Source organism: Streptomyces sp. NPDC002276 (assembly GCF_053891435.1).
The window spans coordinates 1,002,082-1,020,396 of sequence record NZ_JBSFCQ010000001.1 but is presented as its reverse complement, the minus strand read 5'-3'; the positions used below and the strand labels follow the sequence as shown (position 1 = coordinate 1,020,396).

Annotated in this window: 18 protein-coding genes; 10 read left to right on the top strand and 8 right to left on the bottom strand. The window is 70.5% G+C overall.

Annotation, left to right across the window (positions count from 1 at the left end):
- Window positions 1–43 precede the first annotated feature (43 nt).
- The 7 genes from ACWIHT_RS04645 to ACWIHT_RS04615 are packed head-to-tail and all read right to left on the bottom strand — an operon-like array spanning window position 44 to window position 6,955.
- Window positions 44–1,159, bottom strand: a complete 1,116-nt coding sequence (locus ACWIHT_RS04645; RefSeq protein ID WP_456164350.1) for an acyl-CoA dehydrogenase family protein — start codon at window positions 1,157–1,159, stop codon at window positions 44–46.
- Complete coding sequence (locus ACWIHT_RS04640; protein WP_456164348.1) at window positions 1,156–2,376, bottom strand: acyl-CoA dehydrogenase family protein; 1,221 nt, start codon at window positions 2,374–2,376, stop codon at window positions 1,156–1,158. The genes ACWIHT_RS04645 and ACWIHT_RS04640 overlap by 4 nt, the downstream gene beginning before the upstream one ends.
- A gap of 18 nt (window positions 2,377–2,394) precedes the next feature.
- Window positions 2,395–3,543 carry a thiolase family protein gene (locus ACWIHT_RS04635; RefSeq protein WP_456164346.1) on the bottom strand — a complete coding sequence of 383 codons (1,149 nt, stop codon included), beginning with the start codon at window positions 3,541–3,543 and terminating at the stop codon, window positions 2,395–2,397.
- Window positions 3,540–3,983, bottom strand: a complete 444-nt coding sequence (locus ACWIHT_RS04630; protein ID WP_456164344.1) for a Zn-ribbon domain-containing OB-fold protein — start codon at window positions 3,981–3,983, stop codon at window positions 3,540–3,542. The genes ACWIHT_RS04635 and ACWIHT_RS04630 overlap by 4 nt, the downstream gene beginning before the upstream one ends.
- A gap of 4 nt (window positions 3,984–3,987) precedes the next feature.
- The gene (locus ACWIHT_RS04625; RefSeq protein ID WP_456164342.1) at window positions 3,988–4,899 is read right to left on the bottom strand and encodes an SDR family oxidoreductase; all 912 of its coding nucleotides are present in this window, start codon (window positions 4,897–4,899) and stop codon (window positions 3,988–3,990) included.
- Window positions 4,900–4,901: 2 nt separating this feature from the next.
- The gene (locus ACWIHT_RS04620; RefSeq protein ID WP_456164340.1) at window positions 4,902–5,633 is read right to left on the bottom strand and encodes a hypothetical protein; all 732 of its coding nucleotides are present in this window, start codon (window positions 5,631–5,633) and stop codon (window positions 4,902–4,904) included.
- Window positions 5,633–6,955, bottom strand: a complete 1,323-nt coding sequence (locus tag ACWIHT_RS04615) for a phenylacetate--CoA ligase family protein (RefSeq protein ID WP_456164338.1) — start codon at window positions 6,953–6,955, stop codon at window positions 5,633–5,635. Before ACWIHT_RS04615 ends, ACWIHT_RS04620 begins: the two co-directional genes overlap by 1 nt.
- A gap of 185 nt (window positions 6,956–7,140) precedes the next feature.
- Here ACWIHT_RS04615 and ACWIHT_RS04610 point away from each other — a divergent pair, with 185 nt between their 5' ends.
- The 6 genes from ACWIHT_RS04610 (at window position 7,141) to ACWIHT_RS04585 (ending at window position 14,058) form a co-directional block, all read left to right on the top strand.
- Window positions 7,141–7,902, top strand: a complete 762-nt coding sequence (locus tag ACWIHT_RS04610) for an electron transfer flavoprotein subunit beta/FixA family protein (RefSeq protein ID WP_456164589.1) — start codon at window positions 7,141–7,143, stop codon at window positions 7,900–7,902.
- 22 nt (window positions 7,903–7,924) lie between these two features.
- On the top strand, window positions 7,925–8,890 hold the full coding sequence (locus ACWIHT_RS04605; protein WP_456164336.1) for an electron transfer flavoprotein subunit alpha/FixB family protein: 966 nt from the start codon (window positions 7,925–7,927) through the stop codon (window positions 8,888–8,890).
- Between the two features lie 85 nt (window positions 8,891–8,975).
- Window positions 8,976–10,055 carry an amidohydrolase family protein gene (locus ACWIHT_RS04600; protein ID WP_456164334.1) on the top strand — a complete coding sequence of 360 codons (1,080 nt, stop codon included), beginning with the start codon at window positions 8,976–8,978 and terminating at the stop codon, window positions 10,053–10,055.
- A gap of 14 nt (window positions 10,056–10,069) precedes the next feature.
- Window positions 10,070–12,487, top strand: a complete 2,418-nt coding sequence (locus ACWIHT_RS04595) for a bifunctional acetate--CoA ligase family protein/GNAT family N-acetyltransferase (RefSeq protein ID WP_456164332.1) — start codon at window positions 10,070–10,072, stop codon at window positions 12,485–12,487.
- Entirely contained in the window at window positions 12,484–13,458 is a 975-nt protein-coding gene (locus ACWIHT_RS04590) for an LLM class flavin-dependent oxidoreductase (protein WP_456164330.1), read from the top strand. Before ACWIHT_RS04595 ends, ACWIHT_RS04590 begins: the two co-directional genes overlap by 4 nt.
- A gap of 42 nt (window positions 13,459–13,500) precedes the next feature.
- Window positions 13,501–14,058 (top strand): PaaI family thioesterase, encoded by a 558-nt coding sequence (locus ACWIHT_RS04585; RefSeq protein WP_456164328.1) that lies wholly within the window; start codon window positions 13,501–13,503, stop codon window positions 14,056–14,058.
- Here the strand turns inward: ACWIHT_RS04585 and ACWIHT_RS04580 are convergent.
- Window positions 14,052–15,203 (bottom strand): acyl-CoA dehydrogenase family protein, encoded by a 1,152-nt coding sequence (locus ACWIHT_RS04580; protein WP_456164326.1) that lies wholly within the window; start codon window positions 15,201–15,203, stop codon window positions 14,052–14,054. The genes ACWIHT_RS04585 and ACWIHT_RS04580 overlap by 7 nt on opposite strands.
- Before the next feature lie 315 nt (window positions 15,204–15,518).
- Here ACWIHT_RS04580 and ACWIHT_RS04575 point away from each other — a divergent pair, with 315 nt between their 5' ends.
- The 4 genes from ACWIHT_RS04575 to ACWIHT_RS04560 all read left to right on the top strand — a co-directional run bounded on the left by ACWIHT_RS04575 (window position 15,519) and on the right by ACWIHT_RS04560 (window position 18,203).
- Complete coding sequence (locus ACWIHT_RS04575; RefSeq protein ID WP_456164324.1) at window positions 15,519–16,337, top strand: lectin; 819 nt, start codon at window positions 15,519–15,521, stop codon at window positions 16,335–16,337.
- Window positions 16,338–16,491: 154 nt separating this feature from the next.
- Entirely contained in the window at window positions 16,492–17,568 is a 1,077-nt protein-coding gene (locus tag ACWIHT_RS04570) for a glycoside hydrolase family 19 protein (protein ID WP_456164587.1), read from the top strand.
- A 141-nt stretch (window positions 17,569–17,709) separates the two neighbouring features.
- Window positions 17,710–17,895, top strand: a complete 186-nt coding sequence (locus ACWIHT_RS04565) for a hypothetical protein (protein WP_200716082.1) — start codon at window positions 17,710–17,712, stop codon at window positions 17,893–17,895.
- Window positions 17,892–18,203, top strand: coding sequence for a type II toxin-antitoxin system PemK/MazF family toxin (locus ACWIHT_RS04560; protein WP_456164321.1), 312 nt, complete (start codon window positions 17,892–17,894; stop codon window positions 18,201–18,203). The genes ACWIHT_RS04565 and ACWIHT_RS04560 overlap by 4 nt, the downstream gene beginning before the upstream one ends.
- The last annotated feature ends 112 nt before the right edge of the window (window positions 18,204–18,315 follow it).

Here is an 18,315-nt window from a genome sequence, read left to right as displayed (position 1 = left end):
CCGGGGACAGCCCCGGGGCCTTCGTCGTCACACAGTCCTCGGCTCAGATCCCGAGCCGGTCCAGCAACCGCTCGTGGTACACCGCAGGCCCGCCGAACAGCAGTTGCGAGGACTTGGCCCGCCGGAAGTAGAGGTGGGCCGGGTGCTCCCAGGTAAAGCCGATGCCACCGTGGACCTGGATGTTCTCCATGGCCGCGAACATGTACGCCCGCGAACAGCAGGCGTGTGCCACGGCTGCGGCGACGGGGAACTCCGGGGAACCCTCGTCGGCCAGTCGAGCCGCCTCACGGGACGCGGCCTCGGCCAGTTCCACCTGGACGAGCATGTCCGCGCACTTGTGCTTGACCGCCTGGAAGGAGCCGATCGGCCGGCCGAACTGGTGCCGGGTACGGGCGTGTTCGGCGCTCGCTTCCAGGCACCGGCGGGCCCCGCCCGACTGCTCGGCGGCGAGTGCGACCGACGCGACGTCGAGGACTTTCGCCATAGTGAGCCCGGCCCGCCCGTCCGCACCGACGAGCGTCGCGGGCACCGAGTCGAATGTCAGCCGGGCCATCGCCCGGGTCGCGTCCAGGGTCTCCATCGACTCGGAGGCCAGTCCCAGGGCTTCCCGGTCAACGGCGAAGAGCGAGGGACCGGCGACCGTGCGGGCGACGACCAAGACCAAATCCGCAGTGGTGCCGTCGATGACGAAGGACTTACGGCCGCTGAGCTTCCAGCCGCCTTCCCCGTCCGGCACCGCCCGCGTGGAGATGAGCGCGGTGTCCCAGGACCCGCTGTCCTCGGACACCGCGAGGGCGGCCGTCGTCGTACCGGCCGCGATGCCGGGGAGGTGATGTGCGCAGGCCTCGCGGTCACCGGAGGCGAGCAGAGCCTGGGCCGCGAGAACGACCGTCGCGAAGAAGGGTGCGCACAGCAGGGCGCGGCCCATCTCCTCCAGTACGACGCCGAGTTCGACCAGTCCGAAGCCGTCACCGCCGTACTCCTCGGGGATCACCAGGCCCGGCAGCCGCAGTTGTTCGGAGGCCTGGGCCCACACCGCCGGGTCGAAGCGCGGCTCGCTCTCCATGAGCTTGCGCACGGCCTCCTCGGGTGACTTGGCGTCGAGGAACTCCCGTACGGATGCGCGCAGTTCGCGGAGTTCACTGTCGTCGGCGGTCATGACCGCACCTCCTTGGGCAGTCCGAGGACGCGTTCCGCGAGGATGTTCTTCATGATCTCCTCGGTGCCGCCGAGGATGCGCAACGCCGGGGTGGCGAGGAGGAATTCGGACCAGGCGTAGGTGCCCCACTGTCCGGTGTCGGCAATGATCCGGGGTCCGAGCGCGTCGGAGACGAAGTGTGCGGCGCGGGTGAGGTTCTGGGCGTACATCAGCTTCGAGACGGACCTCTCGGGACCCGGTGTGCCGCCACCGCGAAGACCGCGCAGGGCACGGGAGTTGAGATGCCCGGTCGCCAGGACGTCCACGAGGAGTTCCGCGAGGCGGGCGCGCAGGGCGCGGTCGTCCCAGGTCCAGGTGGCGCGCATCAGGGCCGAGAGATGGTCGGGGGACAGCGCGGCGGCGACCGGTCCCGCGCCCTCGCTGCCGACGGTCGCGCGCTCGTTCATCAGGGTGGTCAGGGCGACGCTCCAGCCGCCGTCGACCTCGCCGAGCCGGTGGTCGTCGGGGATGCGGACGTCGGTGAGGAAGACCTCGTTGAAGTCGGCGCCGCCGGTCATCTGCCGCAGCGGCCTGACCTCGACGCCGGGGGCGTCCATCGGGACCAGGAAGGCCGTGATCCCGCGATGCTTGGGCGCGTCCGGGTTGGTGCGGGTGAGGGCGAGCCCGATCTGGCTGTGCTGGGCGACCGAGGTCCACACCTTCTGGCCGTTCAGCACCCAGTGGTCGCCTTCGCGCACCGCCTTGGTGGCCACGCTCGCGAGGTCGGATCCGGCGCCGGGTTCGCTGAAGAGCTGGCAGGCGACGGCGTCCCCGCGGTACATCGCGGGCAACCACCGTTCCTTGATGGGTGGTTGGGCGTGGGCGAGGATCGTCGGTCCGATCATGCCGAGGCCGATGACGCTGAGCACACCGGTGTCGGCGACGTCGTACTCGGACTCGACGGCGTCGTAGAGCAGGTCGTGGACGGGGGTCAGGCCCCGGCCGCCGTACTCGACCGGGCCGGTGATCCAGCCGAAGCCGTTCTCGTGGCGGACGCGCTGCCAGTCGCGCGCCTGTTGCACGTGCTCGCGTTCCGCCTCGGGCGGGAGGCTGCTGAAGTACGCCATCGAGTCGTCGCCCTCGCCCCAGACGGGGGCGGTGCGGTCGGGGGCCTTCGGCGCGTGGGCGTCGAGGAAGCGGCGGGCCTCGGCGGTGAAGTCCTGCATGTCCTGGTCCATGGATATGTCCCTGTGCTCTCAGGTCGAGAGGATCGTCACCGCCGACACGCCCGGCGCGCCGTACAGGTGGGTGTAGCCGACGCGGGGTGTGCCGGGGATCTGCCGGTCGCCGGCCGTGCCACGGAGCTGGTGGACGATCTCGTGGATCTGGCGCAGTCCGGACGCGCCGATCGGTTCGCCGTTGCCGAGCAGTCCGCCGTCGGTGTTGACCGGCAACCTGCCACCGATCTTTGTGGCGCCCTCGGCGATGAGGCGTTCCTGTTCGCCGTCCTTGCAGAGGCCGTTCTCGGCCATGTGGATGATCTCGGATCCGGCGTCGGTGTCCTGGAGTTGGGCGACGTCGACGTCCTCGGGACCGATGCCCGCGCGTTCGTAGGCCTCCCGTGAGGCGTCCACTGTGGGGCTCTGCACCACGTCTCCCACCGGGAAGGACGGACTCTGCACCTCAAAGGCGCCGAGGCGACGGCTGCGCAGGGCGGTGGACCGGATCCGTATTGGCTTGCCGGTGTACTTGTGGGCCTGGTCCGCCCGGCACAGCACGAGGGCCGCGGCACCTTCGTCCGGGCCGCAGTACATGAACTGCCGGAGGGGGTAGTTGAGGACGGGCGACGCGAGGATCTCCGCCACGGACAGCGGAGTTCGGCGCCAGGCCTTCTCATTGCGGGCCGCGTTGCCGAAGTTCTTGGCCGCGACGCGCGCCAGCGTCTCGTGCGAGATGCCGTGATCGTGCATATAGCGGTTGATCTTCATGCCGAAGAAGTGGGTGGTGAGGAAGAGCCCGGTCTGCCCGTACCAGGAGGGGATGCCGGCCACGGACGGATCGGCGGCGAACGCGCCGCGCGGATGCTTGTCCAGGCCGATCGCGACGGCCACGTCGTGCTCGCCGGTCTCGATGGCGCGGGCCGCCAGTGCCACCGCCGTACCGGCCGTGGCGCATCCGTTGAACACCCCGCGCAGGGGTACGCCGGTCAGGCCGAGTCGGGCGACGATCGCGTCGGGGTTGGCGACCTCGTAGCTGCCGATGTAACCGCCTTGGATCTGCGGCCAGTTGACGCCCGCGTCGGCGAGTGCGAGCCGTACCGCGTCCGCGCCCATGTCCAGTGCGGACTTCCCGGGGAACCGGCCGAAGGGGTGGAGCCCCGCGCCGATGATGACGGCCTCGGTCACGGTGTCTCCTCCTCGACGGGGGCGAACGCGAAGGTCATGACCTCGGTGCCGTCGTCCCGCACGGTGTAGGGCACGAGGGTCAGCCGCATGTCCTGCCCGATCCGCAGCCTGTCCGGGTCGGGTTCGGTGAGGCGGGCCTCGACGAGCAGCTCACCGGGGAGTTCGATGTAGCCGACGGCGTACGGCTCGAAGGCCTCGGGGCCGTCGTAGGGCGGGGAGGGCGGGCGGAAGTCCTGGGTGGTGTACGTCCAGAGCGTCCCGCGCTCCGCCAGCAGCCGTTCCTTAGACTCCGTGCTCGCGCAGCGGACGCAGTCCGGGGCGGCCGGGAAGCTCACCAGGCCGCAGGCCGCGCACTCGGAGCCGATGAGGCGGAGCGGTGTGCTCTCGTCGGGCGGCCAGGTGAACAGGCCTTCGGCGACCGGTATCTGAGTGGTCGTCATGTCCTCACGCTCCGTTCCTGTTGCCGAGTGCGTCGGCGTTCGGAGCCGCTTTGGCCACCAAGTTCGGGACGACCGAGGTCAGTTCCTCGGGTGTCCAGCGGGACTCCGCGCTCGCGCCGGGTCCGTTCACCCAGCCCTCCAGGACCGTGACGCGGTTGCCGACCACGCCGAAGACCCGGCCGGTGACCTCGCGCGAGGCGGCCGAGCCGAGCCACACCACAAGCGGTGAGATGGCTTCGGGGGTGAGGTCCTGGGCCTCGGCGGCCCGCTTCATCATCTCGATGTCCTCGGTGAGCCGGGTGAGGGCGGTGGGCGCGATGGCGTTCACCGTCACGCCGTAGCGGGCGAGTTCGGCGGCGGCGATGACGGTGAGGCTCGCGATGCCGGCCTTGGCGGAGCCGTAGTTCGACTGGCCCGGGTTGCCGAAGATGCCGGACGGGGAGGTCGTGTTGATGATCCGGGCGTCGTTGTCGTGACCGGACTTGGCGCGCTCGCGCCAGTACGCGGCGGCGTGGTGCAGGGTGGCGAAGCTGCCCTTCAGGTGGACGGCGATCACGCTGTCCCAGTCCTGCTCCGTCATCGACACGATCATCCGGTCCCGCAGGATGCCAGCGTTGTTGACCAGGACGTCCAGACCGCCGTAGGTGTCCACGGCCTGCCGGACGAGCCGGTCGGCGCCGTCCCAGGCGGAGATGTCGTCCGTGTTGGCCACCGCCTCACCGCCGGCCGCGACGATCTCGTCGACCACGCTCTGCGCGGGCCCGGCCGAGGCGCCTCCGCCGTCGCGCCCGCCGCCCAGGTCGTTGACCACGACCTTCGCCCCGTGCGCGGCGAACGCCAGGGCATGGGCCCGGCCGATGCCGTTCCCGGCACCGGTGACGACCACGACCCGGCCGTCGACCACTCCTTCGGACATGCTCAACTCCTCGCTGACAATGAATGGTTGGCCTCGGCGAACAGGACCCGTGGGTCCTCGCTGCCGCAGGCGCAGCGGCCGGTGAGCACGTCTCCGGCGATGCCGAGCGGGGTCTCGGGAAGCGGTGAGACGCGCTCCTCCCCCGCCGCCACGAACAGCTGCCCGTCCCGCACGCCGACCCGCCACTCGGCGGCGTTGACGTGCGCGCCACCTCGCTCGGGGCACTCAAGGGCGAGCGCCGGTCCCACGGCCGTGATCACGGCGGCGGACACGCCCACTCCGCGCAGCATCGGTATCGCGGCGGGCCGGGCCAGCACGAGCGGCGTCGTCCGGAACATCTCACCGACGTCGGCCGCGCCCGCCAGCCCTTCGAGGGTCTCCGCCGACAGGCCGATGACCGCGTGCGGATTGAGTTCGCGATGGAAGACGGCGGTCCGTCGGTGGTCCCAGCCCATCGCCTCCGCGATGCCGTACGGCACCTTCAGCGCGCGCAGGGCGCCGATCACCGCGTGGCCCCAGAAGCCCTCGAAGCCGGAGGTGGTCAACAGTGCCCGCTGTCCGGCGGCGAGGCCGTGGTCCCGCAGCCGGGCGGTGACCCAGGCGGTGTCGCGGGCGAGTTCCGCCCAGGTCAGTTCCATGTCCCGGCTGCCGTCGGGGGTGGGGAAGCGTACGAGGTAGGCGAGTGCGGGCCGGTCGAGGGTCCGGGCGCGGGCGAGGGTGTCGGCGCGGGCCATCAACTCTTCACCACCCGGGGGAACTTGGCGACGCTGGTCATGGTCTTCAACAGGTCCTCCTCGGTGCGCATGTCGAGCACCGGTTTGACGCCGGTGCGTTCGCGCACGGCCTCGCTCAGGCGTCCGGCCAGGGCGTCGACATCGGCGGTGAGACGGGGGTCGTAGCCGACGCGCAGCCGTAGTTCGTCGACCTCGCGGCGGTCGCGGACGATCTGGAAGACGCCCGCGACGGTCTCCGGCTGCTCCTCGACGGCCTGCCAGATGTCACGCAGGACCACGGAACGTCCGTGGACCAGCGTCTCGTCGCCGCGCCGACCGGCGACCCACATCCGGGCGTGGGTGCGCCCGCAGCCGCAGCGGTCCCGGGACAGCCGGACGAGGTCCTCGCTGCGGTAACGGATCAGTGGTGCGGCCCGGTTGTCGAGGTCGGTGGCGACGAGTTCGCCGAGGTCGCCCTCGGCCGCGTCGCGCCAGCCGTGTTCGTCGACCTCGACGCACTCGGCGAAGACGGTGTCCTCCCAGAGGTGGAAGCCGTCGTGTTCGCGGCACTCCCAGGCGGTGCCGGTGTCGGCGGCGCTGGTGTACTCGTAGACGTCGATGCCCCAGTCCTCGCGGATCCGCTCGCGCATCTTGCGGCTGAGGGGCTGGCCGGCGCAGGAGGCTCCCTTGAGGGAGGAGAAGGCCTCCTTGAGGTCGGTCGTGGCGGCCAGGTGCTCCAGCTCGACCATCTGCGGATACATCATCTGGAGGTAGGCCGGGCGGTAGGTGCGCAGGGCCTCGACGACCTCGTCCATCCTGCCGAGCCAGGTGTCCACCTCGATGACGACCGCGCCGAGCGCCTGGTAGCCGGGGTCCATCAGGTTGCGGAAGGTGCCGGGCGGGCTCAGCACCCGGTCTCCGGGCCTGAGGCCGAGTTCCCACAGGTCACGCACCTGTGCGGTGACCAGGGGCGGTGCGCCCTCCCAGATCTCGGCGAAGAACTCCGGATCGCCGGTGGTGCCCGAGCTGGAGGAGACGGAGGTCAGCTCCTCGGTCGGGACGCAGAGCAGCCCGCCGAAGGGGTCGCCGGTGCGGGTCCGGTGGGCGCGCACCATGTCCTTCGTGATGAACGGGATCCGCGCCCGGAAGTCGTCCAGGGAGCGGACCTCGCGCGGGTGGACCCCGTGCTCGTCCCAGAGCTGCCGGTAGAAGGCGGAGTTGGCGTAGGCGTACTCGACGAGTTCCACCACCCGCTCTTCCTGCCCTGCCCGCAGCCGGTCCCGGGCCATGGTCTCCACCTGTGGCTCGAAGTACCTGTCCCCGGTGTCCGTGTCCCCGGCCATGGCGCCTCCTCGCGGCTCAGCTGCCCAGATCTTCCAGCTATCAGCGCAATCAGTCAACCAATTCGGCGGATTGCCGGTGAACTCTCGCGCTCACTCGATCTATATAGTTAACTATTAGCACTCATTAAACCTCAGGAGGGCATCGTGGACATCCTCGGGAGAGCATCGTGAAGATCGTTGTCTGCGTGAAGCACGTGCCCGACGCCACGGCGGACCGCACCTTCACCGAGGACGGCACCACCGACCGCGCGTCGGTCGACTCGCTGCTGTCCGAACTCGACGAGTACGCCGTCGAACAGGCCCTGCGGATCGCCGAGTCGGGCTCCGACGTCGAGGTCTCCTACCTCACCGTCGGCCCCGACGACGCGAAGGACGCCCTGCGCAAGGCCCTCGCCATGGGCGGGGACTCGGCGGTCCATGTCGCCGACGAGGACATCGAGGGCAGCGACGTGTTCGCCACCTCGCTCGTCCTGGCCCGGGCGATCGAGCGCCACGGGTTCGATCTCGTGCTGTGCGGGATGGCCTCGACGGACGGCGGCTCGGCGGTCGTACCGGCGCTGCTGGCGGAGCGGCTCGGCGTCCCGGCCGTCACCCACATCGAGGAACTGACCGTCGAGGACGGCACGGTGACCGGCCGCCGCGAAGGCGACTCCGCGACCGAACACGTCCAGGGCGCCCTGCCGGCCGTCGTGTCGGTCACCGACCGTTCCGGTGACGCCCGTTACCCCTCCTTCAAGGGGATCATGGCCGCCAAGAAGAAGCCCCTGGAAACCCTGGGCCTCGCCGACCTCGGCATCGACGCCGGGCAGGTCGGCCGTACGGGCGCGAGGTCCGCGGTGCGCACCGCCACGAGGCGTCCGCCGCGCACCAAGGGAGAGCTGGTCTCCGACGACGGGACGGGCGGCATCGGGCTGGCCGCGTTCCTCACCGCCAAGAAGTTCGTCTGACCCACTCAAGGAGCACAGCACCGTGGCCGAGATCCTCGTACTGGTCGATCACACCGCCGGCGTCGTCCGCAAGCCGACCCTCGAACTCCTCACCCTGGCACGCCGGTTGGGCGAGCCGTCTGCCGTCCTCCTCGGCCCGGGCGCGGACACCGCGACCGAGATCCTGGGCCGGTTCGGCGCGCACAAGGTGTATGTCGTCGACGCGCCGGAGGTCGAGGAGTTCCTCGTCACCCCGGCCGTCGACGCCCTCACGCAGATCGCCGACGACATCGACCCGGCGGCGATCCTGCTGCCGTCGGGGCCGGACGGCAAGGAGATCGCCGCACGCCTCGCGCTCCGGCTCGGGTCGGGGTTGATCACGGACGCCGTGGACATCACGGCGGGCGAGGACGGCCGCCCGGTCACCGAGCAGTCCGCGTTCGCGGCGACCTATCAGGTGACGGCTCACATCACCCGGGGCACTCCGGTGATCACGGTGAAGCCGAACGCCGTCGCACCCGAACCCGCCCCAGTCACACCGGAGATGGAGAAGCGGGACGTCGCCTTCGGCCCCGACACCGCCGCCGCCAGGGTCCTGTCCCGCACGCCCCGTGAGCGCGGCGACCGCCCCGAGCTGACCGAGGCGGACATCGTCGTCTCCGGCGGCCGGGGTGTGAACGGCGCCGAGAACTTCGCCCTCATCGAGCGCGTCGCCGACACCCTGGGCGCGGCGGTCGGGGCGTCCCGTGCCGCCGTCGACGCGGGCTGGTACCCGCACAGCCACCAGGTCGGCCAGACGGGCACCCAGGTCTCCCCGCAGCTCTACCTCGCCGCCGGGATCTCCGGGGCGATCCAGCACCGCGCGGGCATGCAGACCTCCAAGACCATCGTCGCCGTCAACAAGGACGCGGACGCCCCGATCTTCGAACTCGCCGACTACGGCGTCGTAGGGGATCTCTTCCAGGTGCTCCCGCAGCTGGTGGAGGAGATCGAGCGGCGTCGGAGCTGATCTCCGCCCACTCCCGGCCTTCCACCCGACGACCGATACCACTAAACTCGCTAACTGATTGCATCTATTGACCCGAAGGAGCGTCATGACGAAGATCTGGGTCAACTCCGGGGACTCCCATGTGATGGAACCCGACGATCTGTGGGTCCGGGCACTGCCGCCGCGCCTCGCCGACCGGGCGCCGCGCAGTGAGCGCGGCGACAAGTACGAGGTGCTGTACATCGACGGCGAGCGCATCGACCGCCAGCTCAACGACTTCATGGACGCCATGCGACCGCCGGGCGCCCGGGACCTCCAGGTCCGGCTGAAGGACCTGGACCAGGAGGGCGTCTGGGGTCAACTGGCCTTCCCCTCCATGGGGTTCTGGCTGGTGTCGATCACCGACAGGGAGCTCGCCCGGGAGACCGTGCGGGCCTGGAACGACTGGGCGCACTCCGAGGTCCTCGGCAAGCAGAAGCGCATCATCACTCCCGCCTGTGTGTCGACCGCCGACGTCGAGGACGCGGTCGCCGAGGTCGAGCGGGTGGCGGAGCTGGGCTTCCAGTCGGTGTTCCTGCCGTGCCAGACCCGGCCGGGCGAGGAGTACGCCCTGGACCGCTGGGAACCGCTGTGGACGGCGGCCGAGCGGGCCGGACTGGTGCTGGGCTTCCACATCGGCACGGGCGGCGAGAACGTCGTCTTCCGCGGGCCCGGCGGCGCGGTCGTCAACTACATGGAGACGACCTATCCGGGCATGCGCGTCGTCTCCCACATGGTCGCGGGCGGCGCCCTGGACCGGCACCCCGACCTGAAGATCCTCATCGCGGAGGGCGGCGCGGGCTGGGTGCCGGCGATCGGCGACCGGATGGACGAGGCCTACCGGCAGCACGGCATGTTCGTGCGACCGAAGCTCAGCCGACTGCCCAGCGAGATCATCAGGCAGCAGGTGTACGCCTCCTTCCAGCACGACAAGAGCTCGGTGGAGATCGTCGAGTCGACCGGCTACCGCAATGTGATGTGGGGCGACGACTACCCCCACCTCGAAGGCACCTACGGCCACACCCAGTCCACCTTGCACGACCTGTTCGACGGTGTGCCCGCTGACATCCGCGAGCGCGTCACCCGCGGCACCTTCGACGAGCTGTTCCGCCTGCCCGAACAGAGTCCACAGGAGGCGGCCGTCTGAGCGGCGACACCCCGATGAGCAGTCCGCCGTATCCCGAGGATCTGGAACGACCGGGCCTCGTGCGCACCGGCCGGTCGACCTTCGTCCGGCCCGTCCGGCCGGAGGACGCCGACCGTCTGGTGGCGTTCGTCGGCGGGCTGTCGCGGGCGACCCTGGCCTACCGCTCGCTCGGCCCCGTGGTCCGCGCCCGCGACGACGTGATCCGGCGCGGCGCCCACGTGGACTACCTCAACGAACTGGCGCTGGTCGCCCTGGCCGGCGACGAGATCGCCGGTCTGGTGCGCTACGTCCGCGACCCCGAGGAACCGGAACACGCGGAGGTCACCTTCACCATCCGCGACGACCACCAGAGCGAGGGGTTCGGCAGGCTGCTCCTGGAGCACATCGCCGCCGCCGCCCGCACCCGGGGCATCCGGGTCCTGGAGGCCGACGTCCTCGCGGACAACACCCGCATGATCAACGTGTTCCTCGGCTCCGGCTTCCGGGTCGAGTCGGGGCCGCCGGGCCGGATCGTCCACTTCGAGATCGCCGTCGACCCGCAGGCCCAGGCCGTCGCCCGCGCCGAACGCCGCGAGCACACGGCCGTACGGCGCTCCCTGCGACCGCTCCTCGAACCCCGCTCGGTCGCGGTGATCGGCGCCAATCGCAGCCCCCTGACGATCGGCCACGAGATCGTGGCCAACCTGCTGCGGGGCGGTTTCCGCGGCACCGTGTTCCCGGTCAATCCGCGGGCGGAACAGGTCGCCGGGGTCCGCGCGTACCCGAGCGTCGGGGAACTGCCCGAGGTGCCGGACCTGGCGCTGGTCGCCGTACGGGCCGAGGCGGTGCCCGATGTCGTACGGGAATGTGCGGAGGTCGGTGTCAAAGCCGTGGTAGTCGTATCGACCGGCTTCGGGGAATCGGGGGTCGAAGGGCGGGCTGCCGAGCGGGAGTTGGCCCGTTTCGCCCGCGCCTCCGGGATGCGGCTGGTGGGCCCGAACTGCATGGGCGTGGTCAACACGACGCCCGCGGCCCGGCTGGCCGCGACCTTCTCCCCCGCACTGCCGACGCCGGGCCGCGTCGCGATGTCCAGCCAGTCGGGGCCGCTCGGGCTCGCGGTGCTCGACTTCGCCCGACGGCTGCGGCTGGGCTTCTCCGGGTTCGTGTCGGTGGGGCACGCCGTGGACGTCTCCACGAACGACCTGCTCCAGTGGTGGGAGGAGGATCCCGAGACCTCGGTGATCCTGCTGCACGTCGAGACCTTCGGCAATCCGCGCCGGTTCGCCCGCGTCGCGCGCCGGGTCGCGCCGCGCAAGCCGATCGTCGCGGTGCACCCGGGCCACGCGGACGCGGCCGTCGGTTCGCTCTTCGCCCAGTCCGGCGTCATCCGTACCCGCAGCCTCCAGGAACTCTTCGACGTCGCCCTCCTGCTCGCGCATCAGCCACCCCCACCGGGCAACCGCGTCGCCGTGATCACCAACGCGGGCGGCCCCGCCGCCCTGACCGTCGGCGCGTGCGACGCGAGCGGACTGCGGGTGCCCCAACTCGCCGCACACACACGGCAGTCACTCCGTACGGCCCTCTCGCCCCGCGCGGACGTCACCAACCCGGTCGACCTCACTCCCATGGCCACCGCCGCGCACTACCGGCAGGCGTTGGACGCCGTACTGGCCGACGACGGCATCGACGCGGCCGTGGTCCTCTTCATGCCCCCGCTCGCGGACAAGCCCGACGAGGTGGCGGCGGCGATCCTCGACGCGGCCGAGGCCGCCCCCTCGAAGCCGGTGGTCGCGAGTTTCCTGGGCGGCGCGGGCGTCGCCGATCTCCTCCACCGGGACCAACTCGTAGTACCCACCTACGCGTTCCCCGAGTCGGCGGCGGCCTCGCTCGGTCACGCCGCCGCGTACCAGACCTGGCGCAGCACCCCGGCGGGCGTCATACCGGACCTCCCGGGGGTCGACACGGATCGGGCCCGCGCACTGGTCGCCGACCTCGCTCCCGGACCCGTACCGCCGCGGATCGCCGCCGAGTTGCTGGACGCGTACGGCATCTCCGTGCGGGACACGGACTCCCGGGGCCCGGACGCGTTCCTCTCCGTGGGCGCGGACCCGGTGTTCGGCCCGGTGATCGCGTTCGGTCTCACCGGCGACTACGCCGACCTGATGGCCGACGTCGCCCACCGCGTCACCCCGCTCAGCGACCGCGACGCCCGGGAGATGATCCGCTCCCTGCGGGCCGCCCCACTCCTGGACGGCAGGGTGGGCGGCCCGGGGGTGGACCTGACAGCCCTCGAAGACACCGTCCTGCGGATCTCCGCGATGGTCGAGGACCTGCCCGAGATCGAGTCGATGGATCTGCGCCCGGTACGGCTGCTGCCGCCCGGGAACGGCGTCGCGGTCGCCCGCGCGACGATCCGACTCGCCGACGACACAAGGAGAAGTGACCCCTCATGAAGGTCGGCATCTACTTCGACATGCGCAACCCCCCGCCCTGGCAGCAGAGTTGGGCCCGCGTCTACGGCTTCGCCCTGGAGATGTGCGAGGAGGCGGACCGGCTCGGCATCGACTCGGTCTGGTTCTCCGAACACCACGGCTTCGAGGACGGATACCTCCCGCAGCCGCTCACCATGGCCGCCGCCGTCGCGGCCCGCACACGCCGGATCCGGCTGGGCACCGCGGTCATCCCCGCGCCCCTGCACGCGGCCCCCGAGATCGCCGAACAGGCCGCGATCGTCGACATCATCAGCGACGGCCGCCTGGACCTCGGGCTCGGCACCGGCTACCGCGTGCCCGAATACCGGCTCTACGGCGGCGAGTTGGCCAAGCGGTACTCCACGACGGACCAGCGGGTACGGGAGATCCGCGGCCTGTGGTCCGAGTCCCTGGTCACCCCAGGGCCGGTCCAGGACCCGCTGCCGATCTGGCTCGGCTACCAGGGCCCGCAGGGCGCACGCCGTGCCGGACGGCTGGGCACCGGGCTGCTGTCCCTCAACCCGGCGCTGCTGACGCCGTACCGGGACGGGCTCGCCGAGAGCGGCTACGACGTGTCGGCGGCGCGGATGCAGGGGTCGTTCACCACGTTTGTCTCCGAGGACCCGGACGGCGACTGGCCGGTGGTCCGCAAGCACCTGGCGTACCAGTGGGACAGCTATCGCCGGTACATGGTCGAGGGCACCGACCAGCCCGCGCCCCGTCCCATCGACCCCGAGAAGTGGCGGGCGACGGGACTTCAGGCGACCGGTGTCGGTCAGTTCCTGTACGGCACCCCGCAGGACATCGCCGAGGCCATCAGGGCGTACGTGGCGGGGTTGCCGGTGGAAGGGGTGTTCCTGTGGGCCTCGCTGGCCGGGATGCCCGAGGAGATGGTGGCACGCCAAGTCCAGTTGATCGCTGGGAAGTTGCGCCCCCTGCTCGCCGATGTCTGACCCGAATTCCTGAACCGAATGCCTGAACCGAGGAGAAACAGCGTGACGAGTACGACTGGTGGGGCCACGAGCTCGGCGGGGCCCTGGGCGGCTACGGACTTTCAGGAGCCGCCCCGTACCCCCCGTGGCGTGGCGCTGTGCGGCGCGTGCCGGGTCGCCGGGTCCTGCCGTCTGGGTGTCGAGGGCGAACGGCTCGACGGAGACGGCGTGGCGGTCTTCGAACTCACCTGTCCCCGCGACCAGGAGGGCGGCCCGAATGTCGCGCACGGCGGCTGGACCGCGGCCGTACTGGACGACTGTCTCGGCCATCTCCCGCTGCTGCACCGGGTGTTGAGCGTCACGGCGGAACTGAGCGTGAGCTTCGTGAAGCCGGTGCCTGTGGAACGGCCGCTGGAGGTCCGCGCATGGATCGAACGGCGGGAGGGCCGGCGCTGGTACATCGCGGGCGAGATGGTGCTGCTGCCGACCCGTGCCGTGCTGGCCCGGGCCTCCGGGATCTGGGTGAGCCGTGACCAGGGCCACTTCGCACGGCACGAGGCGTGGTTGGCCGATCAGGAGGCCGAGGGCGAGGGCAGCGGCGAGCCGGGGGCAGGTCAGTAGGAGCGCAGCCCCATGCTCCGGGCGATCCCGTTGCGCTGGATCTGGCTGGTACCGCCGGAGATGGTGGCCACGATCGACTCCCGGTAGCGGAAGCTCATCACGCTCTCGGTCGAGAAGCCGTGCCCGGCGCAGACCTGCATCCCGAGCCGGGCGGCGGCCACATAGGTCTCCGACCCCTTGAGCTTGGCCATCGAGCCCTCCCGCGTGCACGGCTTGCCCTGGGCGAGCAGCCAGGCGGCGCGGTACGCCAGCAGCCGGGCCGAGTCGATCTCCGTCTGGAGGTCGGCCATCGCATGGGCGAGGGCCTGGAAGGTCCCGACCGGACGCCCGAAGGCGTGCCGGGCACGGGAGTACTCCAGCATCTCGTCCAACGTGGCCTGCGCGGCGCCCAGATAACCGCCGGTGATGATCACCTTCTCCAGTTCGATGTTCGAGAGCATGACCTTCCAGCCCTCGTCGCGCGGGCCGACCAGGTTCTCCTTCGGCACCAGTGCGTCGTTGAAGAAGACCTCGTTGGTGCCGAGGATGTGCCGGGCCAGCGTCGGCGTCCGGCGCACCTCGACGCCGTCCGTCGCGGGGTCGACGAGGAGCAGGCTGATGCCGCCGTGCTTGGGTTCGCGGGGACCGGTGCGCACATAGGTCGCGATGGTGGTGTCGGGCAGACCGCCACCTGTGCACCAGGCCTTCTGGCCGCGGACGAGGAAGTGGTCGCCGTGGTCCTCGGCGGTGGTGCGCAGGGCGGCGGCGTCGGATCCGCTGTCCGGCTCACTCAGGCCTACGGCGAGCCGGTGGCGCCCGGTCATCACCTGCTCGCGGATGAAGTCGCGCTGCGCCTCGTTCCCCCACCGGAACACGGTGATCCCCGGGATGAGCACGCCGATGTAGCACATGGCGACGTCGAAGCTGGCCCGCCCCAGCTCCTCGGCGATCAGAATGAGTTCGAGCGGGCCGCCACCGTCCCCGCCCTCCTCCTCGCCGAACGGCAGGGAGAACCACCCCAGTTCGGCCATGCCGCGGAACAGCTCGGGCGGCACGACACCCTCCTCGTCCCACCGCTTGGCCTTCGCTGCCGGACACACGTCGGCGACGAACTGCCGTGCCGTCACGCGCAACAGGTCCTGCTCGTCGGTCAGCCCGAAGTCCACGGCCACTCCTCGACAGCACTAGGCTATTCATCTATCTAATTATTCTATGTTAGCTGATAGCGTCGCCGACCGGAATGCGCATCAACAGACCTGGTCGGCCGACCGCGAACCGTTCCGCCCGCGGTGGGGCCGGGCCGCACCCGCGGCGGGCCGGGCGGACGCCCGCCGGTTCGGCAAATGCTGTCATGCACACACCTTGACCAAATTGGTCTAGACTTTTACTTTCAAGTGGTCAACACCCTTCAGGGCGCGCCCAGTTGAGGCCCTGCCCTCCTCCGCGTGCGCCGAACCGCTCGAAAGGGCCCGACCACCCCCATGACCGCTCGTTCCCCCCTCCCCCGCATCGCGTTACGCGGCACACCCGTCCTCGCCCTGCTGGCCCTGCTGCTCGGCCTCCTCACCGCAGTACCGGCAGCCGCGGCGACCGGGGCGATCACCGGCCTCGCCGGCAAGTGCCTCGACGTCGCCGGAGCAGCCTCCGCCGACGGCACACCGGTCCAGCTCTACGACTGCAACGGCACCGGCGCCCAACAGTGGACGGTCGGTACGGACAACACCGTCCGCGCGCTGGGCAAATGCCTTGACGTCACGGGCGGTTCGACCGCCGACGGCGCCAAGATCCAGCTCTGGACCTGCACCGGCGGCGCGAACCAGCGCTGGACCGTCACCTCCGCCAACGACATCGTCGACCCGGCCGCGAACAAGTGCCTGGACGTGACCGGCAACAACTCCGCCAACGGGACCCGGCTCCAGATCTGGACCTGCACCGGAGGCGCCAACCAGAAGTGGAACGCGCCCGCGCAGCAGTCCGGGGATCAGTGCTGGGCCACGCACTACGGTCCCCAGCCCGCCGGTGCCCTCACAGCCAGCGGCGAGGTGTTCGACAACAACGCGGACACGGCGGCCACTTCGCTCTCGCGCCAGCCCCAACTGCCTTTCGGTACACGGGTCCAGGTCACCAATGTCGCCAACGGCCGCTCCCTGACCGTACGGATCAATGACCGCGGGACGTTCGCCCAGACCCCGCAGGAACCGAAGTGCCTCGATCTGACCGACGGCGCCTTCAGCCGCCTCGGCGGCGTCCTCGACCCGGACGCCGGACACATCGTCGTCACCCAGACGGTTCTGGGCTGACGACCGCGGCCCGCCCGGCTCGTCAGCCCGGCCGACGCAGGCCGACCGACCGCACTCGTCCGCCACTCGACCTCAGGAGCAAAGACCCATGGTCACCCCCCACTCCGCACCAAGTCTCCACAGACTCACGGCTCTGAGCAGACTGACCCTCGTCATGCTGCTCGCCGCGGCCCTGTCCGCCCTGTTCGCCATCTCCCCCGCCCGCGCGGCCGACGGCCGGATCACCGGTCTGGCCGGCAAGTGCGTCGACGTAGCCGGGGCGAACACCGCCAACGGGACCGCCGTACAGCTCTACGACTGCAACGGCACCAGCGCCCAGACCTGGTCCAACTCCGGTGACGGAACGCTGCGTGCGCTCGGCAAGTGTCTCGACGTGACCTCCGGCGGCACGGCGGACGGTACGACGGTCCAGCTCTACGACTGCAACGGCAGCGCCGCCCAGAAGTGGGCCGTCAGTTCCGCCAACGACATCGTCAACCCGCAGGCCAACAAGTGCCTGGACGTCACCGGCAACAACTCCGCCAACGGCACCCGGCTCCAGATCTGGACCTGCTCGGGCGGCGCCAACCAGAAGTGGAGCGCCCCCGCGAGCGGCGGCGGCACCACTCCGTCCGGTTTCGTCGTCAGCGAGGCCCAGTTCAACCAGATGTTCCCGAGCCGGAACGGCTTCTACACGTACCAGGGCCTGACCGCCGCCCTGTCCGCGTACCCCGGCTTCGCCAACACCGGCTCCGACACGGTCAGGAAGCAGGAGGCCGCCGCCTTCCTCGCCAACGTCAGCCACGAGACCGGAGGACTGGTCTACGTCGTCGAGCAGAACACCGCCAACTACCCCCACTACTGCGACGCGAGCCAGTCCTACGGCTGCCCGGCCGGACAGGCCGCCTACTACGGGCGCGGCCCGATACAGCTCAGCTGGAACTTCAACTACAAGGCCGCGGGCGACGCGTTGGGCATCGACCTCCTCAACAACCCCTGGCTGGTGCAGAACGACTCGGCCGTCGCCTGGAAGACCGGCCTGTGGTACTGGAACACCCAGTCCGGCCCGGGCACGATGACCCCGCACAACGCCATGGTCAACGGCGCCGGCTTCGGCCAGACCATCCGTTCCATCAACGGCTCCCTGGAATGCGACGGACGCAACCCCGCGCAGGTCCAGAGCCGCGTCGACGCCTACAACCGGTTCACGTCCATCCTCGGCGTCAGCCCCGGCAGCAACCTGTACTGCTGACGCCCGTCCTCGAACACGCCTGATGCGGGGGCCGGTTCATCCGTGAACCGGCCCCCGCGACACATCTGCTCCGCCGCTCCACAATCCCCGGAGAGTCTCGACGATGCGCACGACGGCAACCTTGCCACTAGAATTGGTGTCATGACTGCCATCACGCTCCGCATTCCCGACGCCATGGACAAACAACTGCGCGACGCCGCCGCCGGCGCCTCGTCCCTGAACGACTACATCGTGCGAGCCGTACGACGTCAGATGACCCTCGACGCCGCGCGCAAACTCGCCTCTGTCGCCCCCCTCGACCTGGCGGGCGAAGGCGACGCCCTGTGACCATCCGCAAGGGCGACGTCTGGGACGTCGACACCGGCAAAGGCACTCGCACCGTTCTCGTAGTCAGTCTCGACGGACTTGCCGACGCCTACGGCGCTGTCGTCGTCCTGGTCCTGCATGCCCCGGCCCAGCACCCCGACACGGCGATGAGCGTGCGCCTGACCACTCCGGTCGACGCCTCCGCAGTCGCCGTCAATCTCCTCCAGCTCTCCGCGCTCCGCTTCGAAACCGGCACGCCGCACGGAAACATCGGCCCGGAACAGCAGGAACTCGTCGACAACGCCCTCCGCGCGGTCCTCGACCTGTAGGCCCCACTCGACTGGGACAGCAGGTGGCGTACGGCGCGTGCTCCCGGAGATGTACGCCCGGTTCCTGAATCAGTCGTCCAGCCGGAGACCCGGCAGGACGACCAACGGCAGC